The organism is Paraburkholderia sp. 32 (assembly GCF_050435345.1).
In the GTDB taxonomy this organism is placed as follows: Bacteria; Pseudomonadota; Gammaproteobacteria; order Burkholderiales; family Burkholderiaceae; genus Paraburkholderia; species Paraburkholderia tuberum.
In genome coordinates this window covers 711,036-735,383 of record NZ_JBNDKD010000001.1, presented here as the reverse complement: position 1 = coordinate 735,383, position 24,348 = coordinate 711,036, and the positions used below count along the sequence as shown (strand labels likewise).

The following is a 24,348-nucleotide window of genomic DNA, read 5'->3' as shown; positions in this document are numbered from 1 at the left end:
ATCGCTCAGGGTGTCACCGGCGGCGGCTTGCGTGGGGACTGCGCGGACGTTTTTGCCGCGGAGTCACTGTTGCCGCTCCCGCTCCCGCCCACGGGCGCATCCACTTCAACCTCGACGACCGCAGCCGCGACCGGCGCGGCCGCCGTGACTTCCGCCGCAATCGCCGCGGGCACGGGCTGGATCGGGCGCGCACGCGAGCTGACGAGCACCGCGCGCGGTTCATTGTCGTAAATCACGGCCCGCACGCGCGGATAAATCTCCCGCTCCCAGCGACGTCCGCTGAACACGCCGTAGTGGCCGACGCCCGTTTGCACGTGATGCGTCTTCAGATACGGCCGCAGACGATCGCACATGTCCTGCGCGGCGAGCGTCTGACCGACCGCGCAGATATCGTCCTTTTCACCTTCCACGGTCAGCAATGCGGTGCGGCGAATCTTCGACGGCTCCACCAGCCGCCCCTCGACTTCGAGCGCGCGTAACGGCAGCGCATGCTGCTGGAACACGGTGTCGACGGTCTCCAGATAGAAGTCGGCGGTCAGATCCATCGTCGCGAAGTACTCTTCGTAGAAAGTGCGAATCGTGTCGGCTTTCTGCGGATCGCCCTTGCCGCGCTCGTAGTACATCGTTTCGAACGAGTCGGCGTGGCGGCCCGGATTCATCGCCATGAACGCGGCCAGCTGCACGAAACCCGGATACACGCGACGCTGCGCGCCGGCAAACCCGAACGGCACCGCGCTGATCAGATTGCGCTCGAACCACTCGATCGGCCGGCTCCTGGCCAGTTCGTTGACGCGCGTCGGATTGATGCGCGTGTCGATCGGGCCGGCCATCAGCGTCATGCTGGCCGGCTGCGCGGGATGGTCCTCGGCGGCCATCAGCGCGACGGCGGCGAGCGCCGCGACGGTCGGTTGACAGACCGCGAGCAGATGCGTGCCGGACCCGATCGCCGCGGTGAAGTCGATCACGTGGCGCACGAATTCATCGAAGCCGAAGCGGCCTTCGCCGAGCGGCACGTCGCGCGGGTTGTGCCAGTCGGTGATATAGACGTCGTGCTCGGTCAGCATCGTGCGCACGGTTGCGCGCAGCAGCGTCGCGAAGTGGCCCGACATTGGCGCGATCATCAGCACGCGCGGCTGCGGCGTTGAAAGCACGGCGTCCTTGCGAAAATGCAGCAGCGAGCAGAACGGCGTGCGCGCGACGACTTCCTCGACCACCGCGACCGGCTCGCCTTCGGTGACGACGCTATCGATGCCGAACGGCGGCCGCTTCGGCGTGAGTCCGCCGAGCATCAGAAGTTCGCACGTCGCGCGCAGCGAGCGTCCGTGCGGCGTAGCGGCGAATGCGGACCATGCATCGAGCGAACGGTTCGCCAGCGCCGCGCCGTGCCGCAGCGGTAGCAGCAGGTCGGCGCAGGCCTGATAGGCAGGATAGGCGAACAGATTCATACTTTCACTCGAATGCGCCAGAAAGACAGGAACTCGAATAAAAGCAAGTGGTGCGCCAGGCGCCGGCGCGCGTTGCCCCTGTGTCGCGTCATATCTGCGTGGGTCGGCATATCACTTGCGTGCATAGGCGAAATGGGCCGGCCTTGCCGCGCTTTGGTGCGCGCGCGCACCGCGGCGTGCATGGGCGCAGGCACGCGCGGCGCGATGCCCGATCTGGAGGACACACGTATGGGAAATACTACGCTCACGATAAGCAGCAGGAATTATTCGTCGTGGTCGCTGCGCGGCTGGCTGCTGACGAAGTTCAGCGGCTTGCCGTTCGAAGAAATCGTGGTGCCGATCGACGACCCCGCGGCGCGCGCCGAACTACTGCTGCTGTCGCCGTCGATTCTGGTGCCATGCCTCGTGCACGACGGCGTCAAGGTCTGGGACACGCTGGCGATCGCCGAATATCTGCACGAGCTGAAGCCGCAAGCCGCGCTGTTGCCGCACGAGATCCGCGCCCGCGCGCATTGCCGCGCTATCTGCGGCGAGATGCATTCGGGGTTTGCGTCGTTGCGCTCGGCGCTGCCGATGAACCTGAAGGCGCATTTCCCGGGCTTCAAGGTATGGGCGCGCGCGCAATCGGATATCGAGCGGATCGTGACGATCTGGCGTGAATGTCTGAAGGAGTACGGCGGCCCGTTCCTGTTCGGCGAGCGGACCGCCGCGGACGCGATGTACGCACCGGTGGTTACGCGTTTCGTGACCTATGACGTGCAACTCGATCCGGATATGGTCGAATACGGGCAGCGCATCATGGCGCTGCCCGAAATGCGCGAGTGGATCGCGCTCGCGCGTCAGGAGGTCGAGGAGATCGATGAACTGGACGTCGAGTTCTGAGCGCGGCGGCCGCCGTCCGCCGCCGTCCACATCAAGCAGATCCGTCAGCCGCGCTCGCCTTCGAGCTTGAACACGCTGACCAGCTGCGCGAGCCGCGCAGCCTGCTCGCGCAACTCGGCCGCCGCGGCTTCCGCATCGACGACGATCGTCGCATTCTGCTGCGTCGCCTCGCCGATCTGCGTGACCGCCAGGTTGACCTGCTCGATGCCGCCCGACTGCTCGCGCGACGCGACATTGATCTCGCTCATGATCGCGCGGACCTGACCGACCTGAGTGACGATTCCCTGCATCGTCGCGCTCGCTTCTTCGGCGATGCGAAAACCGCTGTCGACGTTCGCGCTCGACGCCGCGATCACCCCCTCGATCTCCTTCACCGCCGCCGCGCTGCGCTGCGCGAGCGCGCGCACTTCCGACGCGACGACCGCGAAGCCCTTGCCGTGCTCGCCCGCGCGCGCCGCCTCGACGGCCGCGTTCAACGCGAGGATGTTGGTCTGGAAGGCGATGCCCTCGATCACCGTCGTGATCTCGGCGATCTTCTGCGACGAGCGGCCGATCTCGCCCATCGTCGACACCACGCGCTCGACCGCGCGGCCGCCTTCGAGCGCGGCGTCGGCGGCGTGGGTGACGAGGGTGTTCGCTTCGGTCGCGTGATCGGCATTCTGCTGCACGGTCGACGTGATCTGCTCCATGCTCGCCGCGGTCTCTTCGAGGCTGCTCGCCTGGGTCGCGATGCGCATCGCGATGTTGCCGCTACCGGTGGCGATTTTCTCGGTGCCCGCCGACATGTCGGCCGACGCGTTGCGCACCTGCGCGACGATGCGCGCGAGGCCTTCGCCGATGCCGTCGATCGCCAGCATCAGGCGGCCGATCTCGTCGGCGCGCGCGCGGCCGTGCTGCGCGACGCGCACGCTCAGATCGCCCGCGGCGAGACGCTCCGACGCACGCGCGGCTTCGTCGAGCGGACGGCTGACGAGCCGCCGCACCGCGACAAGGAACACGATCGCGAACAGGCCGACCAGCGCGAGGCCGAGCAGCAGGAAGGCGTTGCGGGTGCGCACGACCTCGGCCATCACTTCGTCGCGCGGCGCGACGCCGCCGACGAGCCACTGCCACTCCGGCACCGTGACGAACGACACGAACTTGTCGCGCGCGTCGCTCTCGCCGAGCATCGCGTCGGCCGAGCGGTAGTCGAGCTCGCCCTGCTTCATGTCGAGCATGCGCTGATACGGCGCGTTGGCGTCGTCGGCTTTCTGGCCCGCGGCGGCCGGATGCACGAGCAGCTTGCCGCGCTCCGCGCCGCTCGACGCGTCGAGCACGAAGTAATAGCCGCTCGCGCCGATCTTCAGCGCGTGGATGCCGTCCTGGACCGACTGGATCTCCTTGTCCACGTCGACGCCGACGAACAGCGCGCCGATCACGCGGCCGCTCGCGTCGGCGATCGGCCGGTACTGCGTGATCATGCGCTTGCCGAACAGCATGGCGAGGCCGGTGTACGAGCGGTTCGCGAGCAGCGGCGCATACGCTGGCCCCTTGCGGTCGAGCAGCGTGCCGACCGCTCGGGTGCCGTCCTGCTTCTTCAGCGAGGTGGTCACGCGCACGAAGTCGTCGCCGCTGCGCGCAAACACGGTCGCGACCGCGCCGCTGCGTTCGAGGAACTGGTCGGGAATCGTGAAGTCGAGATTCAGCACCTTGCCGCCGGCCTTGAAAGTCGGCGTCGCGGTGTTCCCGATGTCGACTTTCTGCGTGTCGTCGAGCGAGAAGTCGGTGGGCAGGAAGCTCGCGAACAGCGCCATCGACCGATCGACTTCGGCCGACAGCGCCTTGTCGAACAGCTCGATCATCGCGGCGATCGAGCGGTCTTTTTCGGCGATGCGGGCGAGCACCTGGTCGCGTACCTGGTCGCCGACGGCGCGTGCGAGCGCCCACGCGAACGTGCTGAAAATCAACGCGACCAGCACGCACGAGAGCACGGCAAGCCGCGCGCCGACGCTGGCGCGGCGCAAGAAGAGAGAGTTCATGGGCAGGCGCGAAAAGGGGGACGGGCGACGCGCGCGTCGGGCATGGCCGCGAACGGCATCGATTTACTGGTTTACGGCTCGGGAGACGGCGGCTTTAGGGCGACTGAAAGCCGCCCGTAATAGGCTGAAAGGGGCCACAAAAAACCGGCCCCGAAAAAGGGACGAGGCGGAATGCCGAAGGTGTTGCTGCGTTGCTCAGCGCACCGGATCGACGGTTCGGCCGGGCGCGCTTCGCCACGTCCGCAACAACAACGCATTGGTGACGACGCTGACGCTCGAAAACGCCATCGCCGCGCCCGCGAGCATCGGATTCAGCAAGCCGAACGCGGCCAGCGGAATGCCGATCAGGTTGTAGACGAATGCCCAGAACAGGTTCTGCTGGATCTTGCGCCACGTTCTGCGGGAGATGTCGATCGCGTCGGCGACGAGCGCCGGGTCGCCGCGCATCAGCGTGATGCCGGCGGCGTGCATGGCGACGTCGGTGCCGCTCGCCATCGCGATGCCGATGTCGGCGGCGGCGAGCGCGGGCGCGTCGTTGATGCCGTCGCCCGCCATCGCGACGATGCCGGCGTGGCGCATCTTCAGGTCGCGGATCACGCGGGCCTTGTCGTCGGGCAGCACCTCGGCGTGGAATTCGTCGATGCCGAGCGCCCGCGCGACGCTCGCCGCACTGCCGCGGTTGTCGCCAGTCACGAGCACGCTGCGGATGCCCATCTGCGCGAGCCGCGCGACGGCCGCGCGCGCGGTCGGCTTCACCGTGTCGCCGAACGCGATCAGTGCGAGCGCTTCGGGGGCGTGAGGCGCGCGCGTCATCAGCCACGACACCGTGTTGCCCGCCGCTTCGAGTTCCTGCGCGCGCGCGGCAAGCGCGCTCGGCAGCGCGATGTCGAGCTCGCGCAGCCAGCGCGTGCTGCCGAGGGCGAGCGTGCGGCCGTCGACGTGGGCTTCGACGCCCCGGCCGGCGACGGCGCGAGCGGCGGTGGCGCTTGGCCCGCCCTCGTGTTCGCCGGCCATTTGCCCGAGTTGAGCCTCGTGCGCGCGCATCACCGCCCGCGCGAGCGGATGATCGCTATGCCGCTGCACCGCCGCCGCGAGCGCGACCGCTTGGTCGCGGCTCAAGCCGCCGATCGGCTCGAACGCCGTTACCGATGGTTGGCCGAGCGTCAGCGTGCCGGTTTTGTCGAACGCGACAATCGACACGCGATGCGCGATTTCCAGCGCTTCCGCGTCCTTGATCAGCACGCCGTGGCGCGCGGCGACGCCGGTGCCGGCCATGATCGCGGCGGGCGTCGCGAGGCCGAGCGCGCACGGGCAGGCGATCACCAACACCGCGACCGCGTTCAGGATCGCGGTTTCCGCGCCCGCGCCGGCGAGCAGCCAGCCGATCAGCGTCAGCGCGGCGAGCGCGAGAATCGTCGGCACGAAGACTTCGCTGACGCGGTCGACGAGCCGCTGGATCGGCGCCTTCTCGGCCTGCGCGCTTTCGACGAGCCGGATGATGCGCGCCAGTGTCGTCTCCGCGCCGATCGCGGTGGTCGTCACCACGAGCGCGCCTTCGCCGTTGATCGAGCCGGCCGTGACGGCGTCGCCGGTCTGCTTCGGCACCGGCAGGCTTTCGCCGGTGATCAGCGCTTCGTCGATATGCGTGCGGCCTTCGAGCACCGCGCCGTCGACCGGTACGCGCTCGCCCGGCCGCACGATCACGACGGTGCCGACCCGCACCTGCGCGAGCGGCACCTCGCGTTCGCCGGCGCCGTCGCGGAGGCGCGCGCGCTCGGGGCGCAGCGCGTTGAGCGCGCGGATCGCGTCGGTGGTCTGGCGCTTGGCGCGCGCCTCGAGCCACTTGCCGAAGCGCACCAGCGTGATCACGACCGCCGATGCCTCGAAGTACAGATGCATCGTGTCGGCCGGATGCATCGCGAGTTCGTAGACGCTGATTCCGTACGCCGCCGATGTGCCGAGCGCGACCAGCAGGTCCATGTTGCCCGCGCCGGCGCGCACCGCGCGCCAGGCTGCGCGATAGAAGCGCGCGCCGAATACGAACTGCACGATCGACGCGAGCACGAATTGCAGCCAGGCTGGCAGCATCGCGTGGAGGCCGAACCATTCGCCGAACATCGGTGCGACGAGCGGCAGCGTCAGCAGCGCGGACGCAACGACGCTCGCGAGGTCGCGGCGGGTTTGAATCCGCTTGCGGTCGACGCCGGGGGCGCGGGTCGTGTCGAGGATGTCGCTTTCGTTGCCGGACGCGGCGATAGTGGCCGTTGTCTCGGCTGGAGCGGCAGCAGCGGGCAGCGCGCTCAACGTCGCTTCGTAGCCAGCTTTCCTGACGGCGGCGATCAGCGCGCCGGTATCGGCGGATGCGGTGCCTTGCGGATGAGCGGTGGCGGTTTCGGTCGCCAGATTGACCGACGCGCGCGCGACCCCAGGCACCTTCGCGAGCGCTTTTTCGACGCGCAACGCGCAGGCTGCGCAGGTCATGCCGCCAATCTCCAGTTCAATGGTTCCCGGCGTCGCGGCGGGTGTCGCGGTTTGCGTCGCGCTTGGCGCGGCAAGCTCGGCGTTCGCGACCGGCGTCGCTTCGTATCCGGCCTTGCGCACGGCATCGGCCAGTTGCTGAGGCCCGAGCGTCGCGTCGCTTTCCACGCGGGCGCGCTCGGTCGCGAGATTCACCGACGCGCGCGCCACTCCCGGCAGCCTGGTCAGTGCTTTCTCGACGCGGCTCGCGCACGACGCGCAAGTCATCCCGCCGATATCGAGTTCGACGACGCGCGTGGGCGAAGAAGAAGCGGCAGCGTCGGCGGGGCGCTGCGGGTTGGCAAGTGCGGTCATGGCAGGCGAGGCTCGTGGCGGCATTGGGCCGCATAGTGAATCCAGTATCGACCTTCCCATGACGGGAAGGTCAAGGCCGGATTATGCGGCCGCCGTCAGAACGCCGGCGGCGCATCGAGCATCGCCTGTCCCACCGCCTTCTGTTGATCGCCGTCGCGCGCGAGCAGCGTTTGCGCGGCGCCGCGCCGGTCTTCGGCCGCCTTGTTCTGCCCGAGCTTCCATTTGCCGACGAGCCGCGTTACCTCGATCTCCATACCGACGATCGCGCCGAGCATCTGCGCGATGTAGTCGGCGGGCGCGTCGCCCATCTTCCATGGCACCGGCTCGCCGGCTTCCATCTCGCGCGTGAGTCGCGCGACGAGACCGCGCACGAACGATTCATCGTCATGCACCACGATCCTGCCATGTGCATGCACGACCATATAGTTGTAGGTCGGCACCTGCTTGTGCGTTTCGTGTTTGCTCGGATACCAACTCGGGGAAATATACGCGGTCGGCCCCTGGAAGATCACGAGCGCTTCGGGATGGGTCGCGGCTTCCTGCCAGACGGGGTTCGCCCGCGCGACGTGCGCGCGCAGCACCAGACGTGACGAATCCGCCGCATCCGCCTGCGCCTCGAACGGCAGATGATTCGCATCGAGCCCGTTGGGGCCGTGCGTAATCAGCGCGCCGAACGGGTGCTCGGCGATCAGGCGATGAAGAACCCCTGGACGGTTCTCTTCGAAATGGGCGGGCATGTACATTGAAGTATTCCGAATGCAGGACGACGAAAGAGTGGAGGCGAACGGCCAAGCTGTCGGATCGACGAATGCGCGAATCCAAAAAGCATGGCGCGGGAACATAATGTGACAGCGACGCCGATTTTCACATCGGTGACGCGCCTGCGCGCTGTCAGCCAAAATTCCCTGCTTTGTGCTTGCCTGGCTAGCAAGGATACGATACAACGCGATGTTGTCGGAATCGCAATCCGCGGACTCGCTGCGCAGTGTTTCGGGAGAACCGCGCATGCACCAGGCGCTGCACACCGGCATCCCCCATAGGACTGCACGTTCCGCACTCTGAACGAATGATAAAAAATCTCCGAGAACTGTTTTTGCTTCAACGAACCTGCGCGTCGCTCGCGGGTCTGGCACTGCTGGCCAGCTGTGCGTCGACCCCCACCGCGACGCAACAACCCACCGGCTGGATCAAGGACGAAGTCGCCGACTCCTACGTATTCGGCTATCCGCTCGTGCTGATGAGCGCCGCGCGCGATGCGGCGGTCGGCACCGAGCCGGGTCAGGCGCCTTTCAACACGCTGCGTCACGCGCAGGCGCTGCCGCCGATCGGCGCGACCAATCCGCCGCAGCCGAGCCTCGACACGCTCGACTCGACCGGCTGGCTCGACCTTGCCGCCGAGCCGGTGATCCTGGCGCTACCTGATTCGCATGGCCGTTACGTCGATGCGCGCGTGCTCGACATGTGGACCAACGTCGCGTGGTCGACCGGGCCGCAGTTCGCCGCGGGCACGGGCACCGCGAAGGGCTTGCGCGCGCAGACGATCGCGTTCGTCGCACCGGGCTGGAAGGGCGAACTGCCGAAGGGCGCAAAGCGCGTCGACGTGCCGACGCGCAACGCATGGATCAGCGTGCGCATCCAGTCGAACGGCGCGCGCGATCTGAACGCGGTGCGCAAGCTGCAGCACGCGATCCGTCTGGAGCCGCTGAGCGTGTTCGTCGGCGACGCGGAGCCGGCGGTGCCGCCGCGCGGTTACGCAAGCGGCGTCGCGGGCCCGAGCGGCACGCCGGCGCAGCAGGTCGCCGCGCTCGACGCGAGCGGCTTCTTCGGCCGTCTCGCCGACGCGTTGCCTGACAATCCGCCGACACCGGCCGATCCGCACGCGCTCAAATTTCTCGCCGATCTCGGCGTGACGCCGGGCGATCCTGTGAAGCTGCCGAACTCATCCGATGCGCTCGCGGCCGGTCTCGCCGACGGTCGCGATCGCCTCGCGACGCCGCCGTCGAATCTGCTGAGCGCGAACGGCTGGAGCTGGTTCGGCGATGCCGTCGGCAACTACGGTCCCGACTATGGGTTGCGCGCGTATGCGGCGAGCACACAGTTGGGCCTCGGTACGAAGGACGACGAAGTACGCGCGTTCGTCACGCAGGACAGCGACGGCAACACGCTGAACGGCGCGAATCGCTATGTGATCCACTTCGCGGCGAACCAGCTGCCGCCGGTGCGCGGTTTCTGGACGATCACCGCGTATACGAAGGATGGCGCGCTGAGCGAGAACGCGCCGGCGCGGCTCGCGGTTGGCGATCGCAATGGCGCGCGCCGCAATCGCGATGGTTCGCTCGACGTGGTCGTGTCGTCGACGCGCAGCCGGACCGGTAACTGGCTGCCCGCACCGCGCGCGGACATGCAACTGGTGCTACGCCTGTATGCGCCGAAGCCGCAAGCCACCGACGGCAGCTGGCAGCCGCCGCCGGTCGTGCGGCAATGACGTGAACGGCGCGCGGGCAAACCGCGCGCCGTCCGGTTTCGTTATCTGACGCTCGCGAAAATCTCGTTCGCGGGAAAGCCAGTCAGTCAGCAGCACGAATCGTCAAGGCGGGCCTGACATTCCTGTCTAACCATTGATTCACGCCTTATACTGCCGCTTGCGGGATCTCTGTTTTTCGCGGCGGGCTTGCCGCCGCATTCCTCCACATCGAGCATGGCAAGCCTCAATAAAGCATCGTTAGCCTCCTCCATACAGACCGTGCGCGCAGTCGCGCAGTCGCGCCGTACGCGACGGATTCTCGTCGGTCTGCTGATCTTCGTCGTCCTGTTCGGTCTGCTCGGTTTTTTCGCGGCGCCGCCGCTGATTCGCCACATCGCCAGCCAGCAACTGAGCAAGCAGCTCGACCGGCCGGCGTCGATCGGCCGCATCGCGCTCAATCCGTACACACTGCGTTTCGAGGCCGACAACGTGCATATCGGCGAGCGCGGCGGCGCGGGCGACTTCGTCGATATTTCGCGGCTCATCGTGAAGCCGTCGTGGAGTTCGCTGTTTCGCGGCGCGCCCATCGTCGACGAAGTGCAGGTCGATTCGCCGCGCTTTCATATCGTTCGCCTCGATGCGCAGCACTTCAATTTCAGCGACCTGATCGAGAAATTCGCGAATCAGCCGGCAAAACCGAATAGCAAGCCGACGCAGTTCTCCGTTTCCAACATTCGTGTCGAAAACGGCCAGATCAGGTTCGACGACCGGCTGCTCGGCACGAGCCACGTGATCGATCAATGGAAGCTCGGCATTCCGTTCATCGCGACGCTGCCGTCGAAGACCGATATCTTCGTCGAGCCGCTGCTGCGCGCGCGCATCGACGGCGACAGTCAGCTCGCGATCGACGGCAGGACCAAGCCGTTCGCGGCGTCGCGCGAGTCGGAAGTGTCGCTGCGTTTCGACGAGCTCGACGTGCCGAAGCTGGTGTCTTACGCGCCGTCGAAGCTGCCGGTGATCGTGCAGTCGGGCAAGCTGTCCACCGACCTGAAGCTGAACTTCGAGATGTCGAACGACACGCCGTCGCTGCGCGTCGCCGGCACCGTCGATCTGAACGACGTCAACGTGCAGGATCAGGGCAAGGCGCCGTTTTTCGCGGCGCGCGCCGTGCATGTGGCGGCGGCATCGCTCGAACCGTTGAAGAGCATCTATCACTTCGACGACATCCGCATCGACGCGCCGAGCGCGAGCCTCGCGCGCGACAAGGACGGCGTATTGAGCGTCGAGCATATGTTCGCGCCCGCGCCGGAAAAAACCACCGCAAAGGAAACCGCGGACGCGAATGCCAACGCCAAAACCGCCGCCGCCGAAAAGGCGGCCCCGCCGTTCGACGTCGCGATCAAACGTTTCACCCTCAACGACGGCACCGTGAACGTACACGACGAAGCCGTGTCGCATCCGGTAGAAGCCGGGCTGCAAAACCTCGCGGTTACGCTGACCGATTTCTCGACGCTCGCGTCGGCGCCAGCGCACTACACGCTGAACACGAACCTGAAGAACAGCGGCGGTTCGCTCGCCGCCGACGGCACGGTCGGCCTCGCGGCGAAGACGGCGAGCGCGAAGCTCGTTCTGAAGTCGCTGAAGCTGCCGCCGTTGCAGCCGTATCTGGATACCGCGACGTCCGCGCAGGTGCTCGACGGCGCGTTGTCCGCGACGACGAATATCGACGCGAACTGGTCGAAGTCGCCGATGGCGCTGACGGTCGCGGACACGCAGCTGGACATGCAGGCGGTGAAGCTCGCGGCGCGCGGCGGCAAGACGCCGGTGATCTCGCTCGCGCAGGGCAACGTGGTAGTCAAACAGGTCGACGTCGCGGCGCGCACGGCCGACGTGACGAGCGTAGACGTAACCGGTCTCGCGGTCGACGCGCAGCGCCTGAAGGACGGCACCATCAATCTGGACGCGCTCGCGAGGGCGCATCAACAGGCGACGGAGCGCACGGCGATCCACGCGGCGAAACAAGCGCAGGCCGAAGGCCCGGCATGGCGCTACAAGATCGCCGAATTGACGCTCAAAGACGCGACCGCCGATTTCACCGACAACACGACGCCGCAGCCGGTCAAGCTGAGCTTTACGCCGGTGCAGCTGAAGGTGCGGCAGATCAGCGACGACTTGGGCCGTCCGCTGCCGGTCGACCTGCAGGCGACGTTGAACAAGAAGGGCACGCTCGCTGTGAAGGGCGACGTGACCGCGACGCCGCTAAAGCTGGCCGTCAAGATCAACGCGAACCAGCTCGACGCGGCCGCGTTCGAGCCGTACTTCGGCAGCAAGCTGAACGCGACGCTCGCAAGCGCGCTGCTGAACGCGAACGGCGATCTCGCGGTCACCCAGGCTAAGTCGCTGAAAGCGAACTTTCGCGGCGACATGGCGCTCGTCGCCGTGCGCATGCTCGACAAGGTGACGTCGGACCCGTTCGCGGGCTGGGGATCGCTCGCGCTGTCGAACCTGAAGGCCGATTACGACGAGCACGGCACCGTCGTCGACGCGGGCCGCGTGACGTTCTCGAAGTTCTATGGGCGTGTACTGCTCGACGCGCAAGGCAAGCTGAATCTGAAGGATGTGGTCGCGCACGAGGGCGGTACGACGCAGTCGCTGACGCGCGACAAGAGCGGCTCGCACCCGATTCCGCTGACGCCCGAGGCGGTGTCTGAGGCAGTCGCGGCATCTGCTGCAACGCCCGGCAAGCCTGCCGCCACGGCCGTCGCCAGCGCCACGGCCGCGACGCCGCCAGCAAACCCGGTCAAGATGCACGTCGGGCAACTGGTGTTGCAGCAGGGCCGCGTGACCTATACCGACAACTTCGTCAAGCCGAACTACACGGCGAACCTTGTCGCCATTCAGGGCACGATCGGCGCGTTCGGTACGGAATCGACGACGCCCGCGCCGGTCGACGTGGCAGCGAAGCTCGCGGCCAACGGTCCGCTGACGATCCGCGGCACCATCAATCCGCTGATCGCGAAACCGGCGCTCGATCTGACCGCGAGCGCGCACGACATCGAGCTGACCAACCTGACGCCGTATTCGGCGAAATACGCGGGCTATCCGATCACGAAGGGCAAGCTCAACGTCGATTTGCATTACAACCTCGAGAACGACCAGCTGAACGCGAACAACCACCTGTTCATCGATCAACTGACATTCGGCGATCACATCGACAACGACACCGCGACCAAACTGCCGGTGCGTTTCGCGATCTCGCTGCTGAAGAACTCGCGCGGCGAGATCGACGTGAACCTGCCAGTGTCGGGCTCGTTGTCGAACCCCGAGTTCAGCATCGGCGGGCTGATCTGGCATGCGGTGCTCAATCTGCTCGAAAAGGCGGTGACCGCGCCGTTCACGCTGATCGCGCACGCGTTCGGCGGCAATGGTGAGGACCTCGGTTACGTCGAATTCGAGGCCGGCTCGGCGACGCTCACCGATGCCGACAAGCAGAAACTCGACACGATCGTGAAGGCACTCACCGACAAGCCGTCGATCCGCATGGACCTGATCGGACGCGTCGATCCGAAGGTCGACGAGCCGGCGCTGCGCACGCAGTACGTCGATCAGATGGTCAAGCGGCAGAAGATCAAGGACACGGTGGGTAATGGTGAGAGCGTCGATCCGTCGACGGTCACGGTCGATCAGAAAGAGTACGACAAATATCTGACCAAGGCCTACAAGTCCTCCGACTTCAAGAAGCCGCACAACTTCATCGGCATGACGAAGACGCTGCCCGACGACGACATGAAGAGCGCGCTCGCGGCCAACGCGCCGATCGACGACGCGAGCTTGCGGCAACTCGCGCAGCGGCGCGCGCAGAGTGTGCAGCAGTACCTGCAAGGCAAGATCGACAGCAGCCGCGTGTTTATCGTCGCGCCGAAGATGAATGCCGACGACATCAAGGACAAGGGTGCGACGACGCGGGTCGATTTCGGCTTGAAGTGATGGAGGAGTCGCGGCGCGGCGCGCGAGCCGTGGCGTTCGGCGAGCCGATAAAAAAAAGCCCGACCTGAGGTCGGGCTTCAAAGTCGGCTGCGCCCTCCACAGGACGCAGCCCCTGCAAAACAGCGAGGCTGTATGCGTTGCCGCGCGGCTTAAGCAGCCAGCAGCGAGCGCAGCACGAACGGCAGAATCCCGCCGTGCTTGTAGTAGTCGACTTCGATCGGCGTGTCGATACGCAGCAGCACCGGAACGCGCTTGTCGCCGTCCTTGCCGTGGATCACGAGCGTGACTTCCTGTTGCGGCTTGAAGTCGTCGCCGAGGTCTTCGATGTCGTAGGTTTCTTCGCCGGTGATGCCGAGCGACTGCACGCTATCCGAGCCCTTGAACTGCAGCGGCAGAACGCCCATGCCGACCAGGTTCGAACGATGGATCCGCTCGAAGCTGCGTGCGACCACAGCCTTCACGCCCAGCAGTTGCGTGCCCTTGGCCGCCCAGTCGCGCGACGAGCCCGTGCCGTACTCTTCGCCCGCGAACACGACGGTCGGCGTATCGGCGTCGATATACTTCATCGCTGCGTCATAGATGGACAGCTGTTCGCCGCTCGGCTGGTGAATCGTCAGGCCGCCTTCGACGCGCGAGCCGTCCGCCTTCGCCGGGATCATCAGGTTCTTGATACGGACGTTCGCGAACGTGCCGCGCATCATCACGTCGTGGTTACCGCGCCGCGAGCCGTAGCTGTTGAAGTCGGCCTTTTGCACGCCGTTTTCCTTCAACCAGCGGCCTGCCGGCGAGTCTTCCTTGATCGAGCCTGCCGGGCTGATGTGGTCGGTCGTGACCGAGTCACCGAAGATGCCCAACGCGCGTGCGCCCTTGACCGGCGCGATGCTGGAAGCCGGCGTCATCGAGAAGTCCTTGCCGAAGAACGGCGGCTCGGCGATGTAGGTCGACTTCGGCCAGTCGTAGACCTGACCTTCTTCGCCCTCGATCTTGCTCCACAGATCGCCCTTCTTCGTGAGCTGCGAGTAGTTCTTGCGGAACGCGTCGGCATCCATCGCGTACTTCAGCAGCGCGTTGACTTCTTCGCTGGTCGGCCAGATGTCGCCGAGGTAGACGTCCTTGCCGCCCTTGCCCTTGCCGACCGGCTCGGTCATCAGGTCGCGCGTGATGTTGCCGGCGATCGCGTATGCCACGACGAGCGGCGGCGACGCGAGGAAGTTCGCGCGGATGTTCGGGTGGATACGCGCTTCGAAGTTACGGTTGCCCGACAGCACCGCTGCCGCGACGATGTCGTGCTTCGTGATCGCGTCGTTCAGTTCCGGCGTCAGGTCGCCCGCGTTGCCGATACAGGTCGTGCAGCCGTAAGCGGCCAGCGTGAAGCCGAGCTTGTCGAGGTACTTCAGCAGGTCGGTCTTCGTCAGGTACTCGGTGACGATACGCGATCCCGGCGCCAGCGACGTCTTGATGTGCGGCGCGACCGTCAGGCCAGCTTCGACAGCCTTCTTCGCAAGCAGACCGGCGGCCAGCAGCACGCTCGGGTTCGACGTGTTCGTGCACGACGTGATCGCGGCGATCAGCACGTCGCCGTTCTTGACGTCGACGCCGTTGCTCGTCGTGTATTGCGCGTCGAGATCGGCGGCCTTCTTCGCAAAGCCGTTTTCGGCGACCGGCTTCGAGAACAGGTCGGTGAAGGTCGACTTCACGTGGCCGATCTCGATGCGGTCCTGCGGACGCTTCGGGCCTGCCAGCGACGGCGCGACCGTCGCGAGATCCAGCGTGACGACCTTCGTGTAATCGATATCGCCTTCGCCCGGAATGCCGAACAGCTCCTGCGCCTTGAAGTAGTTTTCGAACGCGGAGATCTCCGCGTCCGTGCGGCCCGTGCCGTGGAAGAAGTCGATGGTCTTCTCGTCGACCGGGAAGAAGCCCATCGTTGCGCCGTATTCCGGCGCCATGTTGCCGATCGTCGCACGGTCCGGCACCGACAGCGAGCGCGTGCCTTCGCCGAAGAACTCGACGAACTTGCCGACGACCTTCTCCTTACGCAGCAGTTCGGTGATCGTCAGCACGAGGTCGGTCGCAGTCACGCCTTCGATCAGCTTGCCCTTCAGGTGCACACCGACGACGTCCGGCGTCAGGAAGTACACCGGCTGGCCGAGCATGCCTGCTTCGGCTTCGATACCGCCCACGCCCCAGCCGACCACGCCGATGCCGTTGATCATCGTCGTGTGGCTGTCCGTGCCGACCAGTGAATCCGGGTAGTACACGGTGTCCGCGCCGTCGGCCTTCTTGTGCACGCCCCGCGCGAGGTACTCGAGGTTCACCTGGTGAACGATGCCGACGCCCGGCGGCACGACCTTGAACGTGTCGAACGCCTGCATGCCCCACTTCATGAACTGATAGCGCTCGTTGTTGCGCTGGAATTCCAGCTTCATGTTCAGGTCGAGCGCGTTCTTCTCGCGGAAGTGGTCGATCTGCACCGAGTGGTCGACGACCAGATCGACCGGCACCAGCGGCTCGATCGACTTCGGGTTCTTGCCGATGGCCTTCGCGACGCCGCGCATCGCGGCGATGTCGGCGAGCAGCGGCACGCCGGTGAAGTCCTGCAGCACGACGCGCGACACGACGAACGGAATTTCGTCGACGCGCGCCGCGGTCGGCTTCCAGTTCGCGAGTTGCGTGACATGTTCTTCGGCGACTTTCTTGCCGTCGTAGTTGCGCAGCACCGATTCCAGCACGATACGGATCGAGACCGGCAGGCGGTCGATCTTGAGGTTCAGAGCCTTGCCGAGTTGCGGCAGGGAGTAGAACTTGCCTTTGCCGGAACCGCTGTCGAATTCCTTGAGCGTTTTGTGGAGGTTGTGGGCCATGGTGTTTTCCTTGGTTTGGATCGCGGAACTACAGTACTCAACCTAGATGACGTACAGATCGACGTATTCATTGACCGGCGTCGCTTCGAGCTTGGCCTGGTCGAGCGATACGTCGAGAATCGCCAGTTGTTGCTTGACCGGAAAGCGCCGCGCGAGGTTGGTCTTGAACTTCTCGACCAGCAACGGAATACCGTCTTCACGACGGCGCTGATGACCGATCGGGTATTCGACTACGACTTCACCGAACTTCGACCCGTCGTTGAATTCGATCGTCAGTGCGTTAGCGATCGACCGCTTCTCCGGGTCGTGATAGTCCTTCGTGAACTGTGGGTCTTCGACGCATTCCATCTTCGCGCGCAATGCATCGATACGCGAGTCCTGCGCGACTGAATCTTCGTAATCGGCAGCCGTCAGACGGCCGAAAATCAGCGGCACCGCGATCATGTACTGGATGCAATGATCACGGTCAGCCGGATTGTTCAACGGACCCTTTTTATCGATGATGCGAATCGCCGCTTCGTGGGTGCGGATCGTGATGCGGCGAATGTCTTCGACGCGCCGGCCCTGCGCGGCGAGCTGCACATGCAGCGCGAGCGCGGCTTCCACGGCGGTTTGCGCGTGGAACTCGGCCGGAAACGAGATTTTGAACAGCACGTTTTCCATCACGTACGAGCCGTACGGACGCTGGAACTGGAACGCGTTGCCGTTGAACAGCACGTCGTAGAAGCCCCACGTTTTCGCGCTGAGCACCGACGGATAGCCCATCTCGCCAGTCTTCGAGATCAGCGCGAGGCGCACGGCGCGCGAGGTCGCGTCGCCGGCGGCCCACGATTTGCGCGAACCGGTGTTCGGCGCATGACGGTAGGTGCGCAGCGCCTGCCCATCGACGAGCGCCTGCGATCCCGCGTTGATCAGCTCGTCGCGCGTAAGGCCGATCAGCTGGCCGACCACGGCGGTCGACGCGAGCTTGACGAGCAGCACATGATCGAGCCCGACCTTGTTGAACGAGTTCTCGAGCGCGATGCAGCCTTGAATTTCGTGCGCCTTGATCATGGCGATCAGGACGTCTTTCATCGTCAGCGGCGCTTTGCCGGCTGCGATGGCGGTGCGCGAGAGCCAGTCGGCCGTCGCGAGAATGCCACCGAGGTTATCGGACGGATGGCCCCATTCGGCGGCGAGCCAGGTGTCGTTGAAATCGAGCCAGCGGATCATCGCGCCGATGTTGAAGGCGGCCTGAACCGGGTCCAGCTGGAACGACGTGCCCGGCACCTTCGCGCCGTTGGGGACGATCGTGCCTGCCACGATCGGTCCCATCAGCTTGGTGCAGGCTGGGTAGGTAAGCGCCTCGAGTCCGCAACCGAGCGTGTCGATCAGGCAATGACGCGCGGTTTCCAGCGCGAGCGCGCTGTCGATCCGGTAATCCAGCACGTAGTCGACGATCTCGGCCAGGACGGCGTCCGGGGCGGGTCGTACGTTGGAGATCGGGGCGGACATCGGGGGCTTCCCTGGCGGCGAAAATCAGTTGCCGGTCTTGTTGATCGCGTTCGATTGCGTTGCAGCCGGCGCGCCCTGTTCCATGGCGACCGTCTTGCACTCGTCGGCGAGACGCGAGCTGTCCTTGTCCTGGAACAGCATGGCCTTCGTCGGGATCACGACGAGGTCCATACCGGATGCTGCATCGTGGAAGCGGTCGGCGCCCGTCGTGGTCGCTTCGCGCGGCAGGTTGTAGTTCTTGTTCGCCCAGTGAACCGTGACAATCTGGTCACGCTTCATGTCGCCTTTCATTTCGAAAGCAAGGCCGTCCTTGCACGCCCACTTTTCAGCGCCTTCCGGGATCGGATCGACCTTCGCTTCCTTCGCCGGACTCGGCTTGCGCTTGATCAGGCGCGCGCGGCTCCGGGCGCTTCGCGACGGCCTTGGTGGCCGGCTTCTTCGTGGTGGTGGCCGTGTCCGCAGCGGTGGCGTCAGTCGCGACGGTCAGCATCGTCGTGGACAGGGCGCCAATCATGGCGGCGATCATCAGCTTTTTCATGGAGAAAACCTTTCTATCAAAATCAGTTAAACAGTGCGCGGACGACCGGTCCGGCGGCCGCGCGGGTTGAACTGCACGCGCTGTGGAGCGCGCAGCGATCGCTATTTTCTCCTATTTAGCGGCACGTACTTTAAATTCTCGGGTCCGGTGTAATTCGCGCTCGGACGGATGATCTTGTTGTCGACGCGCTGCTCGATGATGTGCGCGCTCCATCCTGCCGTACGCGAGATCACGAACAGCGGCGTGAACATCGCGGTCGGCACGCCCATCATGTGATACGACACCGCGCTGAACCAGTCGAGGTTCGGGAACATCTTCTTCGCGTCCCACATCACCGATTCGAGCCGTTCGGCGATCGAGAACAGTTTCGTGTTGCCCGCTTCCTTCGACAGCTTCTTCGCGACTTCCTTGATGATCTTGCTGCGCGGGTCCGAGATCGTGTAGACCGGATGGCCAAAGCCGATCACGACTTCCTTGTTCTCGACGCGGCGGCGGATGTCGGCTTCGGCTTCGTCAGGCGTCTGGTAGCGCGACTGGATTTCGAACGCGGCTTCATTGGCGCCGCCGTGTTTCGGGCCGCGCAGCGCGCCGATCGCGCCGGTGACCGCCGAGTACATGTCCGAGCCCGTGCCCGCGATCACGCGGCCGGTGAACGTCGACGCGTTGAACTCGTGCTCCGCGTACAGGTTCAGCGACACGTGCATCGCATCGACCCACGCCTTCGACGGCTCGACGCCGTGCAGCAGATGCAGGAAATGACCGCCGATCGAATCGTCGTCGGTTTCGACCTCGATGCGCTTGCCGTTGTGCGAGTAGTGATACCAGTACAGCAGCATCGAGCCGAGCGAGGCCATCAGTTTGTCGGCGATATCGCGCGCGCCGGGCAGGTTGTGATCGTCTTTCTCGGGCAGTACGGTGCCGAGCACCGACACGCCGGTGCGCATCACGTCCATCGGATGCGCGGCGGCCGGAATCCATTCGAGCGCGGCTTTTACGTTGGCCGGCAGGCCGCGCATCGACTTCAGCTTCGTCTTGTACGCGGTCAGTTCGGCCTGGGTCGGCAGCTTGCCGTGGACCAGCAGATAAGCGATCTCCTCGAATTCGCACGCCTCGGCGATGTCGAGAATGTCATAGCCGCGATAGTGCAGATCGTTGCCGGTCTTGCCGACCGTGCACAGCGCGGTATTACCCGCGGTCACGCCCGACAGCGCGACGGATTTTTTCGGTTTGAAGCCGCTTTGCGTTTCGTTGCCGCCTGTTGCGCCAGCGGCTTGCGTCGTCTCGCTCATGTTCCGCCTTCTCCTGTGTGCCGGCTCATCGCTGCCGTTTGAAAAACGCGTCGCTTATGTCACCGACTGTCCGTTGGCGCCCACTTGCGCGAAAAGCGGCGCCGCTTCTTGTGGAACAGCGCGGCCGGTGGTTTGTGCGCGGCGCAGCACCGACCAGTAATAGCGGTAGCTCGCACGGTCGTGCAGCGTATCGCCATGACGCGTCGGGCCCCAATGCGCGGACTGCGCGGCCAGCAGGATTTCGGCGGCCGTCGCGATTTCTTCGTCGCGCGGCGCGAACGCGGCGACGATCGCCTCGATCTGCGCGGGGTGGATGCTCCACATGCGCGTGTAGCCGAACTCGTTGCGGGCGCGCTGTGCGTCGTTCGCGACCACGCTCATGTCGCGCACTTCGGTGCTGACGTTGTGCGACGGCACCTTGCCGAACGCATGGCAGGCCGCCGAAATCTCGAGCTTCGCGCGCCGCACGAGGGGATGATCGAATTGGCCCGGCGAGCGCATCGCGGTATCGGGGATCGCGCCGTCGTGCGCGGAGACGAAGTCCATCAGGCCGAAGCTCAGCGCCTCGACGCCCGGCAGCGCGGCGAGTTCGAACACACGCGTAAGCGCGCCGTGGGTTTCGACCAGCAACTGCACCGGCACCGGCTGCGCGAGGCCGAGCTCGCGCCGCGTCGCCTCGATGAACGCGATCATTTCGGCGGCATCGTGAACATTGCGGATTTTCGGCAGCGTGATGTAAGCGGGTGCTCGCTTTGCGGCGCGCAGAATGAGGCGTACGTCGTCGCGCCAGTGCGCGTGAGCGAAGTCGTGGATGCGCACGCCGACGCGGCCGAAGCGGTCATGCCCGGTGCCCAGTAGCGATGCGACCAGTTCCGCGTGCTCGGCCTCGCGGCCGACCTGCGCGCCGTCTTCGCAATCGAGCGTGATATCGAACACCGGGCCGAGTTGCTGCTGTAACGCGAGCGACTTCAGCATCAGCTTTTCGCTGCCCGCGTAGTGATCGCAGGCAGGCAGCACAGCGGGCGGCGCTTCGCCCTCAAACAGCACTTCGGCGGGTGTGAGAACGCGCATCTTCGGCGTGTGGGGCGTGGTGAAAATTAAGGATGTCGGATTCGGGCGTGCTCTGCGCGAGTGCCGTCGGGCAACGGCAAAGCACGTTCGAATCAGAGGCGAATGGCGATGATCGCACGGCCATTCACACGAAAAAAACCGGAACCCGCCGCGCTGACGCTTCGGAGTTCCGGTTCATCGGCATCAGATGCTTAGCCGAGCAGGTGCTGAACGCCGTCGCGCTCTTCCAGCAGCTCCTGCAGCGTGCCGTCCATCTTTTCGCGCGAGAACGCGTCGATTGCCAGACCTTCGACGCGCTTGTACTCGCCGTTTTCGCAGGTCACGGGCACGCCGTAGATGATGTCTTCAGGGATGCCGTACGAGCCGTCCGACGGGATGCCCATCGTGACCCACTTGCCGTTCGTGCCGAGCACCCAGTCACGCACGTGGTCGATCGCAGCGTTAGCCGCCGATGCCGCCGACGACAGGCCGCGCGCTTCGATGATCGCCGCGCCGCGCTTGCCGACGGTCGGGATGAACGTGTTGCGGTTCCATTCTTCGTCGTTGATCAGCTTGGTCAGGTCCTGACCTTCAGCCGTTGCAACGCGGAAGTCGGGGTACATGGTCGGCGAGTGGTTGCCCCACACCGCGAGCTTTTCGATCGACGCGACCGGCTTGCCCGACTTGGCGGCCAGTTGCGACAGCGCGCGGTTGTGGTCCAGACGGAGCATCGCGGTGAAGTTCTTCTTCGGCAGATCCGGCGCCGACCTCATGGCGATGTATGCGTTCGTGTTGGCCGGGTTGCCGACCACCAGAACCTTCACGTCGCGGCTGGCGACGTCGTTCAGCGCCTTGCCCTGAACCGTGAAGATTTCGGCGTTGGCCGACAGCAGATCCTTGCGCTCCATACCCTTCGAACGCGGACGCGCGCCGACCAGCAGTGCGATGTCGGCGTCCTTGAACGCGACCTTCGGGTCGTCCGTGATCACGACGCCAGACAGCAGCGGGAATGCGCAATCATCCAGTTCCATCACGACGCCTTTGACGGCGGCTTGCGCTTGCGGCAGATCGAGCAGTTGCAGGATCACCGGCTGGTCCTTGCCGAGCAGGTCGCCATTGGCGATGCGGAATAGCAGGGAGTAAGCGATTTGACCTGCGGCGCCGGTGACGGCAACGCGCTTTGCGGGCTTAGCCATTGAGAAATCTCCAGGACGATGCGTTAGACGCTAGGGAAAACGCCATTCTATATGCGCGTTCAGCGTAGCGTGATGAAACACGGCGGAATTCACTGTTCGCGTGCGGGCTCGGAATTGGCGAGACCGGGCGGCGCGTTACGGCAAGACCGCCGTGCCGGAAAGCTGTACTGCGGTGCGGGACGGGATGGCCCAGGGCTTACGCCGGGCCGGGGCCGCAACTGCACGGTGCGGGCTCCTGCAAACAGCGCGTTTCGGCAAGCGTCGGGCCAGCGGGTGCAACACGGAGACAGCGCGCGAATGCAACGGATGGCGGCGAATCGAAACCTGGACTGCGTAGGGGACGGCATGGTGCAGAGTGGCTGCCGGAGCGTCGCTGCGCTGCATCAAACAGCCGCCGAAAAATCCCGCAAACCCTTGCTCGACAAGGAGTGTAGGAGTCGAAACAGACAAAGTCAACAGTATCTTATGTCTTATATAAGACACATCTATCGCGGGGAAAACCCTAGACGTGTCCCAGCCCTTTATGATGAAATGCGCGCATGAATTCGAACCCGGCGAATCCTGTGAACCCGAATGGCCAAGGGGCCGCCGGCGAAGGCGTATCCGCTGTTTCCGCTGCCGCGTCGCCTACCTTCAGCCCCTTATATCAGCAGATCAAGGGCTTGATTACGCAGAGCCTCGAAAGCGGCGAATGGAAGCCGGGCGAGATCATTCCTAGTGAAGTCGAACTGGCCGCGCGTTTCAAGGTGAGTCAGGGTACGGTGCGCAAGGCGATCGACGAACTCGCCGCCGACAACCTGCTGGTGCGCCGCCAGGGCAAGGGCACATTCGTTGCAACGCACAACGAAGAGCGCGCGCAGTTCCGTTTCCTGAGATTGCTCGCCGACGACGGCGCCGAGCATCCGCACGTGAGCCGTCTGCTCGAATGCCGGCGGCTGCGCGCATCGGCGGAAATCGCGCGGCAGCTCGATCTGAAGCCGGCCGATCCGGTCGTGCTGATCAAGCGTTTGCTGCAGTTCGACGGCGAAGTCACCGTGCTCGACGAAATCTGGCTGCCCGGCGTCGTGTTCCGCGGGCTCACGCTCGAGCGGCTGTCGGAGTACAAGGGTCCCCTCTACGCGATGTTCGAGACGGAATTCGGGACCCGCATGATTCGCGCGACGGAGAAAATCCGCGCGGTCGCGGCGGAGCCTTCCGTGGCGGACCTGCTGCATGTGCCGGCGGGTTTTCCGTTGCTGTCGGTCGAGCGCGTGTCCTATACCTATGGGGACCGGCCGGTCGAAGTCCGGCGAGGTTGGTATGTCACAACCGGGTATTACTATCAGAACGATCTGAGCTGAATCGGGCTGAAACGAGGCGCGGCGTCCCACACGCGTGCCAATCGGAAGGCGCTTTTAATGCGCGCGCCGCAAAGGACCCAGCGTGGTTTTCGCTGCAGCGCGATATAAAAAGGCGCTAAAATTGCGGATTAGTGTGACTACATAGTAGGGGTCTAGCATGGCAGAAGCCGTAAAAAAACCGAGGCCGGAATTCCGGAACATCGGTATTGGGCAAATACTGACGGCATACCGTCTCCCGCTGGCGGGGCGCGTGTCGATTCTGCATCGCGTGAGCGGTGCCTTGTTGTTTCTCTTCCTTCCGTTCCTGCTGTTCCTCTTCGATCAGAGCCTGACTTCCGAACTGAGCTTCGAAGTATTCAAAGGCTTCCTCTCCAACATCATCGTCAAGCTGATCACGCTGGTTCTCGCGTGGGCCTTCCTGTTCCACTTCTGCGCCGGCATCCGTCACCTCGTGATGGATACGAATCATGATGCCGTGTCGAAAGAGAAGGGCAAATCGACCTCCATCGTGGTGATCGTCGTGTCGTCGCTGCTTACCATCGCATTCGCGGCAAAACTGTTCGGAGCATTCTAAAAAATGTCAGCCAATAACCGAATCGGTTCGAAGCGTCTCGTCGTCGGCGCGCATTACGGTCTGCGCGACTGGCTCGCGCAACGCGTCACCGCCTGCGTGATGGCGGTGTACACGGTGATTCTGCTCGCGTGGTTCTTCCTCGCGCGCGACTTTTCGTACGACGGCTGGGCGTCGATCTTCGCGACGCAGTGGATGAAGCTCGCCACGTTCGTCACGCTTCTCTCGCTGTTCTACCACGCGTGGGTTGGTATCCGTGACATCTGGATGGATTACGTGAAGCCCGTTGGCACGCGTCTCGTCCTCCAGGTGCTGACGATCCTCTGGCTGCTCGCATGTGCGGGCTACGCTGCGCAGATTCTCTGGAGAGTATAAAAG

15 protein-coding genes and 1 pseudogene are annotated in these 24,348 nt (G+C 64.8%); 6 read left to right on the top strand and 10 right to left on the bottom strand.

Annotation, left to right across the window (positions count from 1 at the left end):
* Positions 1 to 5: 5 nt before the first annotated feature.
* Positions 6 to 1,445 (bottom strand): polyhydroxyalkanoate depolymerase, encoded by a 1,440-nt coding sequence (locus tag OKW26_RS03390; RefSeq protein ID WP_429352679.1) that lies wholly within the window; start codon positions 1,443 to 1,445, stop codon positions 6 to 8.
* Between the two features lie 228 nt (positions 1,446 to 1,673).
* Here OKW26_RS03390 and OKW26_RS03385 point away from each other — a divergent pair, with 228 nt between their 5' ends.
* Positions 1,674 to 2,327, top strand: coding sequence for a glutathione S-transferase family protein (locus OKW26_RS03385; RefSeq protein WP_429352678.1), 654 nt, complete (start codon positions 1,674 to 1,676; stop codon positions 2,325 to 2,327).
* 44 nt (positions 2,328 to 2,371) lie between these two features.
* Here the strand turns inward: OKW26_RS03385 and OKW26_RS03380 are convergent, their stop codons facing one another.
* The 3 genes from OKW26_RS03380 to OKW26_RS03370 all read right to left on the bottom strand — a co-directional run bounded on the left by OKW26_RS03380 (position 2,372) and on the right by OKW26_RS03370 (position 7,920).
* Positions 2,372 to 4,345 (bottom strand): methyl-accepting chemotaxis protein, encoded by a 1,974-nt coding sequence (locus tag OKW26_RS03380; protein WP_429352677.1) that lies wholly within the window; start codon positions 4,343 to 4,345, stop codon positions 2,372 to 2,374.
* A 195-nt stretch (positions 4,346 to 4,540) separates the two neighbouring features.
* Positions 4,541 to 7,177, bottom strand: a complete 2,637-nt coding sequence (locus OKW26_RS03375; RefSeq protein ID WP_429352676.1) for a heavy metal translocating P-type ATPase — start codon at positions 7,175 to 7,177, stop codon at positions 4,541 to 4,543.
* Between the two features lie 95 nt (positions 7,178 to 7,272).
* Positions 7,273 to 7,920 carry an FMN-binding negative transcriptional regulator gene (locus OKW26_RS03370; RefSeq protein WP_090808258.1) on the bottom strand — a complete coding sequence of 216 codons (648 nt, stop codon included), beginning with the start codon at positions 7,918 to 7,920 and terminating at the stop codon, positions 7,273 to 7,275.
* A 323-nt stretch (positions 7,921 to 8,243) separates the two neighbouring features.
* On the opposite strand from OKW26_RS03370, the gene OKW26_RS03365 reads away from it, so the two are divergent.
* The gene (locus OKW26_RS03365; protein ID WP_429352675.1) at positions 8,244 to 9,662 is read left to right on the top strand and encodes a DUF1254 domain-containing protein; all 1,419 of its coding nucleotides are present in this window, start codon (positions 8,244 to 8,246) and stop codon (positions 9,660 to 9,662) included.
* A gap of 213 nt (positions 9,663 to 9,875) precedes the next feature.
* Positions 9,876 to 13,628 (top strand): DUF748 domain-containing protein, encoded by a 3,753-nt coding sequence (locus OKW26_RS03360; protein ID WP_429352674.1) that lies wholly within the window; start codon positions 9,876 to 9,878, stop codon positions 13,626 to 13,628.
* Positions 13,629 to 13,777: 149 nt separating this feature from the next.
* On the opposite strand, the gene acnA is transcribed toward OKW26_RS03360, so the two are convergent.
* From acnA to OKW26_RS03330, 6 genes and pseudogenes are all read right to left on the bottom strand, one after another.
* The gene (acnA, locus tag OKW26_RS03355) at positions 13,778 to 16,492 is read right to left on the bottom strand and encodes an aconitate hydratase AcnA (RefSeq protein WP_429352673.1); all 2,715 of its coding nucleotides are present in this window, start codon (positions 16,490 to 16,492) and stop codon (positions 13,778 to 13,780) included.
* 42 nt (positions 16,493 to 16,534) lie between these two features.
* Positions 16,535 to 17,986 (bottom strand): bifunctional 2-methylcitrate dehydratase/aconitate hydratase, encoded by a 1,452-nt coding sequence (locus tag OKW26_RS03350; RefSeq protein WP_429352672.1) that lies wholly within the window; start codon positions 17,984 to 17,986, stop codon positions 16,535 to 16,537.
* Positions 17,987 to 18,010: 24 nt separating this feature from the next.
* Positions 18,011 to 18,524, bottom strand: a pseudogene (locus OKW26_RS03345) (hypothetical protein).
* Between the two features lie 101 nt (positions 18,525 to 18,625).
* Positions 18,626 to 19,813, bottom strand: coding sequence for a bifunctional 2-methylcitrate synthase/citrate synthase (gene prpC / locus OKW26_RS03340; protein ID WP_429352671.1), 1,188 nt, complete (start codon positions 19,811 to 19,813; stop codon positions 18,626 to 18,628).
* A 54-nt stretch (positions 19,814 to 19,867) separates the two neighbouring features.
* Positions 19,868 to 20,884 carry an HpcH/HpaI aldolase/citrate lyase family protein gene (locus tag OKW26_RS03335; protein WP_429352670.1) on the bottom strand — a complete coding sequence of 339 codons (1,017 nt, stop codon included), beginning with the start codon at positions 20,882 to 20,884 and terminating at the stop codon, positions 19,868 to 19,870.
* 191 nt (positions 20,885 to 21,075) lie between these two features.
* The gene (locus tag OKW26_RS03330; RefSeq protein ID WP_429352669.1) at positions 21,076 to 22,059 is read right to left on the bottom strand and encodes a malate dehydrogenase; all 984 of its coding nucleotides are present in this window, start codon (positions 22,057 to 22,059) and stop codon (positions 21,076 to 21,078) included.
* A gap of 539 nt (positions 22,060 to 22,598) precedes the next feature.
* On the opposite strand from OKW26_RS03330, the gene OKW26_RS03325 reads away from it, so the two are divergent.
* The 3 genes from OKW26_RS03325 to sdhD all read left to right on the top strand — a co-directional run bounded on the left by OKW26_RS03325 (position 22,599) and on the right by sdhD (position 24,345).
* A complete protein-coding gene (locus OKW26_RS03325; RefSeq protein WP_184038002.1) occupies positions 22,599 to 23,399 on the top strand; it encodes a GntR family transcriptional regulator in 801 nt (266 codons plus the stop codon).
* 157 nt (positions 23,400 to 23,556) lie between these two features.
* The gene (gene sdhC, locus OKW26_RS03320; protein WP_090808277.1) at positions 23,557 to 23,973 is read left to right on the top strand and encodes a succinate dehydrogenase, cytochrome b556 subunit; all 417 of its coding nucleotides are present in this window, start codon (positions 23,557 to 23,559) and stop codon (positions 23,971 to 23,973) included.
* 3 nt (positions 23,974 to 23,976) lie between these two features.
* On the top strand, positions 23,977 to 24,345 hold the full coding sequence (sdhD, locus tag OKW26_RS03315; protein ID WP_184038008.1) for a succinate dehydrogenase, hydrophobic membrane anchor protein: 369 nt from the start codon (positions 23,977 to 23,979) through the stop codon (positions 24,343 to 24,345).
* Positions 24,346 to 24,348 lie beyond the last annotated feature (3 nt).

Bases quoted from the DNA above. Each gene is read 5' to 3' on its own strand.
- OKW26_RS03390 (WP_429352679.1), bottom strand. From the start codon at position 1,445: ATGAATCTGTTCGCCTATCCTGCCTATCAGGCCTGCGCCGACCTGCTG.
- OKW26_RS03385 (WP_429352678.1), top strand. From the start codon at position 1,674: ATGGGAAATACTACGCTCACGATAAGCAGCAGGAATTATTCGTCGTGG.
- OKW26_RS03380 (WP_429352677.1), bottom strand. From the start codon at position 4,345: ATGAACTCTCTCTTCTTGCGCCGCGCCAGCGTCGGCGCGCGGCTTGCC.
- OKW26_RS03375 (WP_429352676.1), bottom strand. From the start codon at position 7,177: ATGACCGCACTTGCCAACCCGCAGCGCCCCGCCGACGCTGCCGCTTCT.
- OKW26_RS03370 (WP_090808258.1), bottom strand. From the start codon at position 7,920: ATGTACATGCCCGCCCATTTCGAAGAGAACCGTCCAGGGGTTCTTCAT.
- OKW26_RS03365 (WP_429352675.1), top strand. From the start codon at position 8,244: ATGATAAAAAATCTCCGAGAACTGTTTTTGCTTCAACGAACCTGCGCG.
- OKW26_RS03360 (WP_429352674.1), top strand. From the start codon at position 9,876: ATGGCAAGCCTCAATAAAGCATCGTTAGCCTCCTCCATACAGACCGTG.
- acnA (WP_429352673.1), bottom strand. From the start codon at position 16,492: ATGGCCCACAACCTCCACAAAACGCTCAAGGAATTCGACAGCGGTTCC.
- OKW26_RS03350 (WP_429352672.1), bottom strand. From the start codon at position 17,986: ATGTCCGCCCCGATCTCCAACGTACGACCCGCCCCGGACGCCGTCCTG.
- prpC (WP_429352671.1), bottom strand. From the start codon at position 19,813: ATGAGCGAGACGACGCAAGCCGCTGGCGCAACAGGCGGCAACGAAACG.
- OKW26_RS03335 (WP_429352670.1), bottom strand. From the start codon at position 20,884: ATGCGCGTTCTCACACCCGCCGAAGTGCTGTTTGAGGGCGAAGCGCCG.
- OKW26_RS03330 (WP_429352669.1), bottom strand. From the start codon at position 22,059: ATGGCTAAGCCCGCAAAGCGCGTTGCCGTCACCGGCGCCGCAGGTCAA.
- OKW26_RS03325 (WP_184038002.1), top strand. From the start codon at position 22,599: ATGAATTCGAACCCGGCGAATCCTGTGAACCCGAATGGCCAAGGGGCC.
- sdhC (WP_090808277.1), top strand. From the start codon at position 23,557: ATGGCAGAAGCCGTAAAAAAACCGAGGCCGGAATTCCGGAACATCGGT.
- sdhD (WP_184038008.1), top strand. From the start codon at position 23,977: ATGTCAGCCAATAACCGAATCGGTTCGAAGCGTCTCGTCGTCGGCGCG.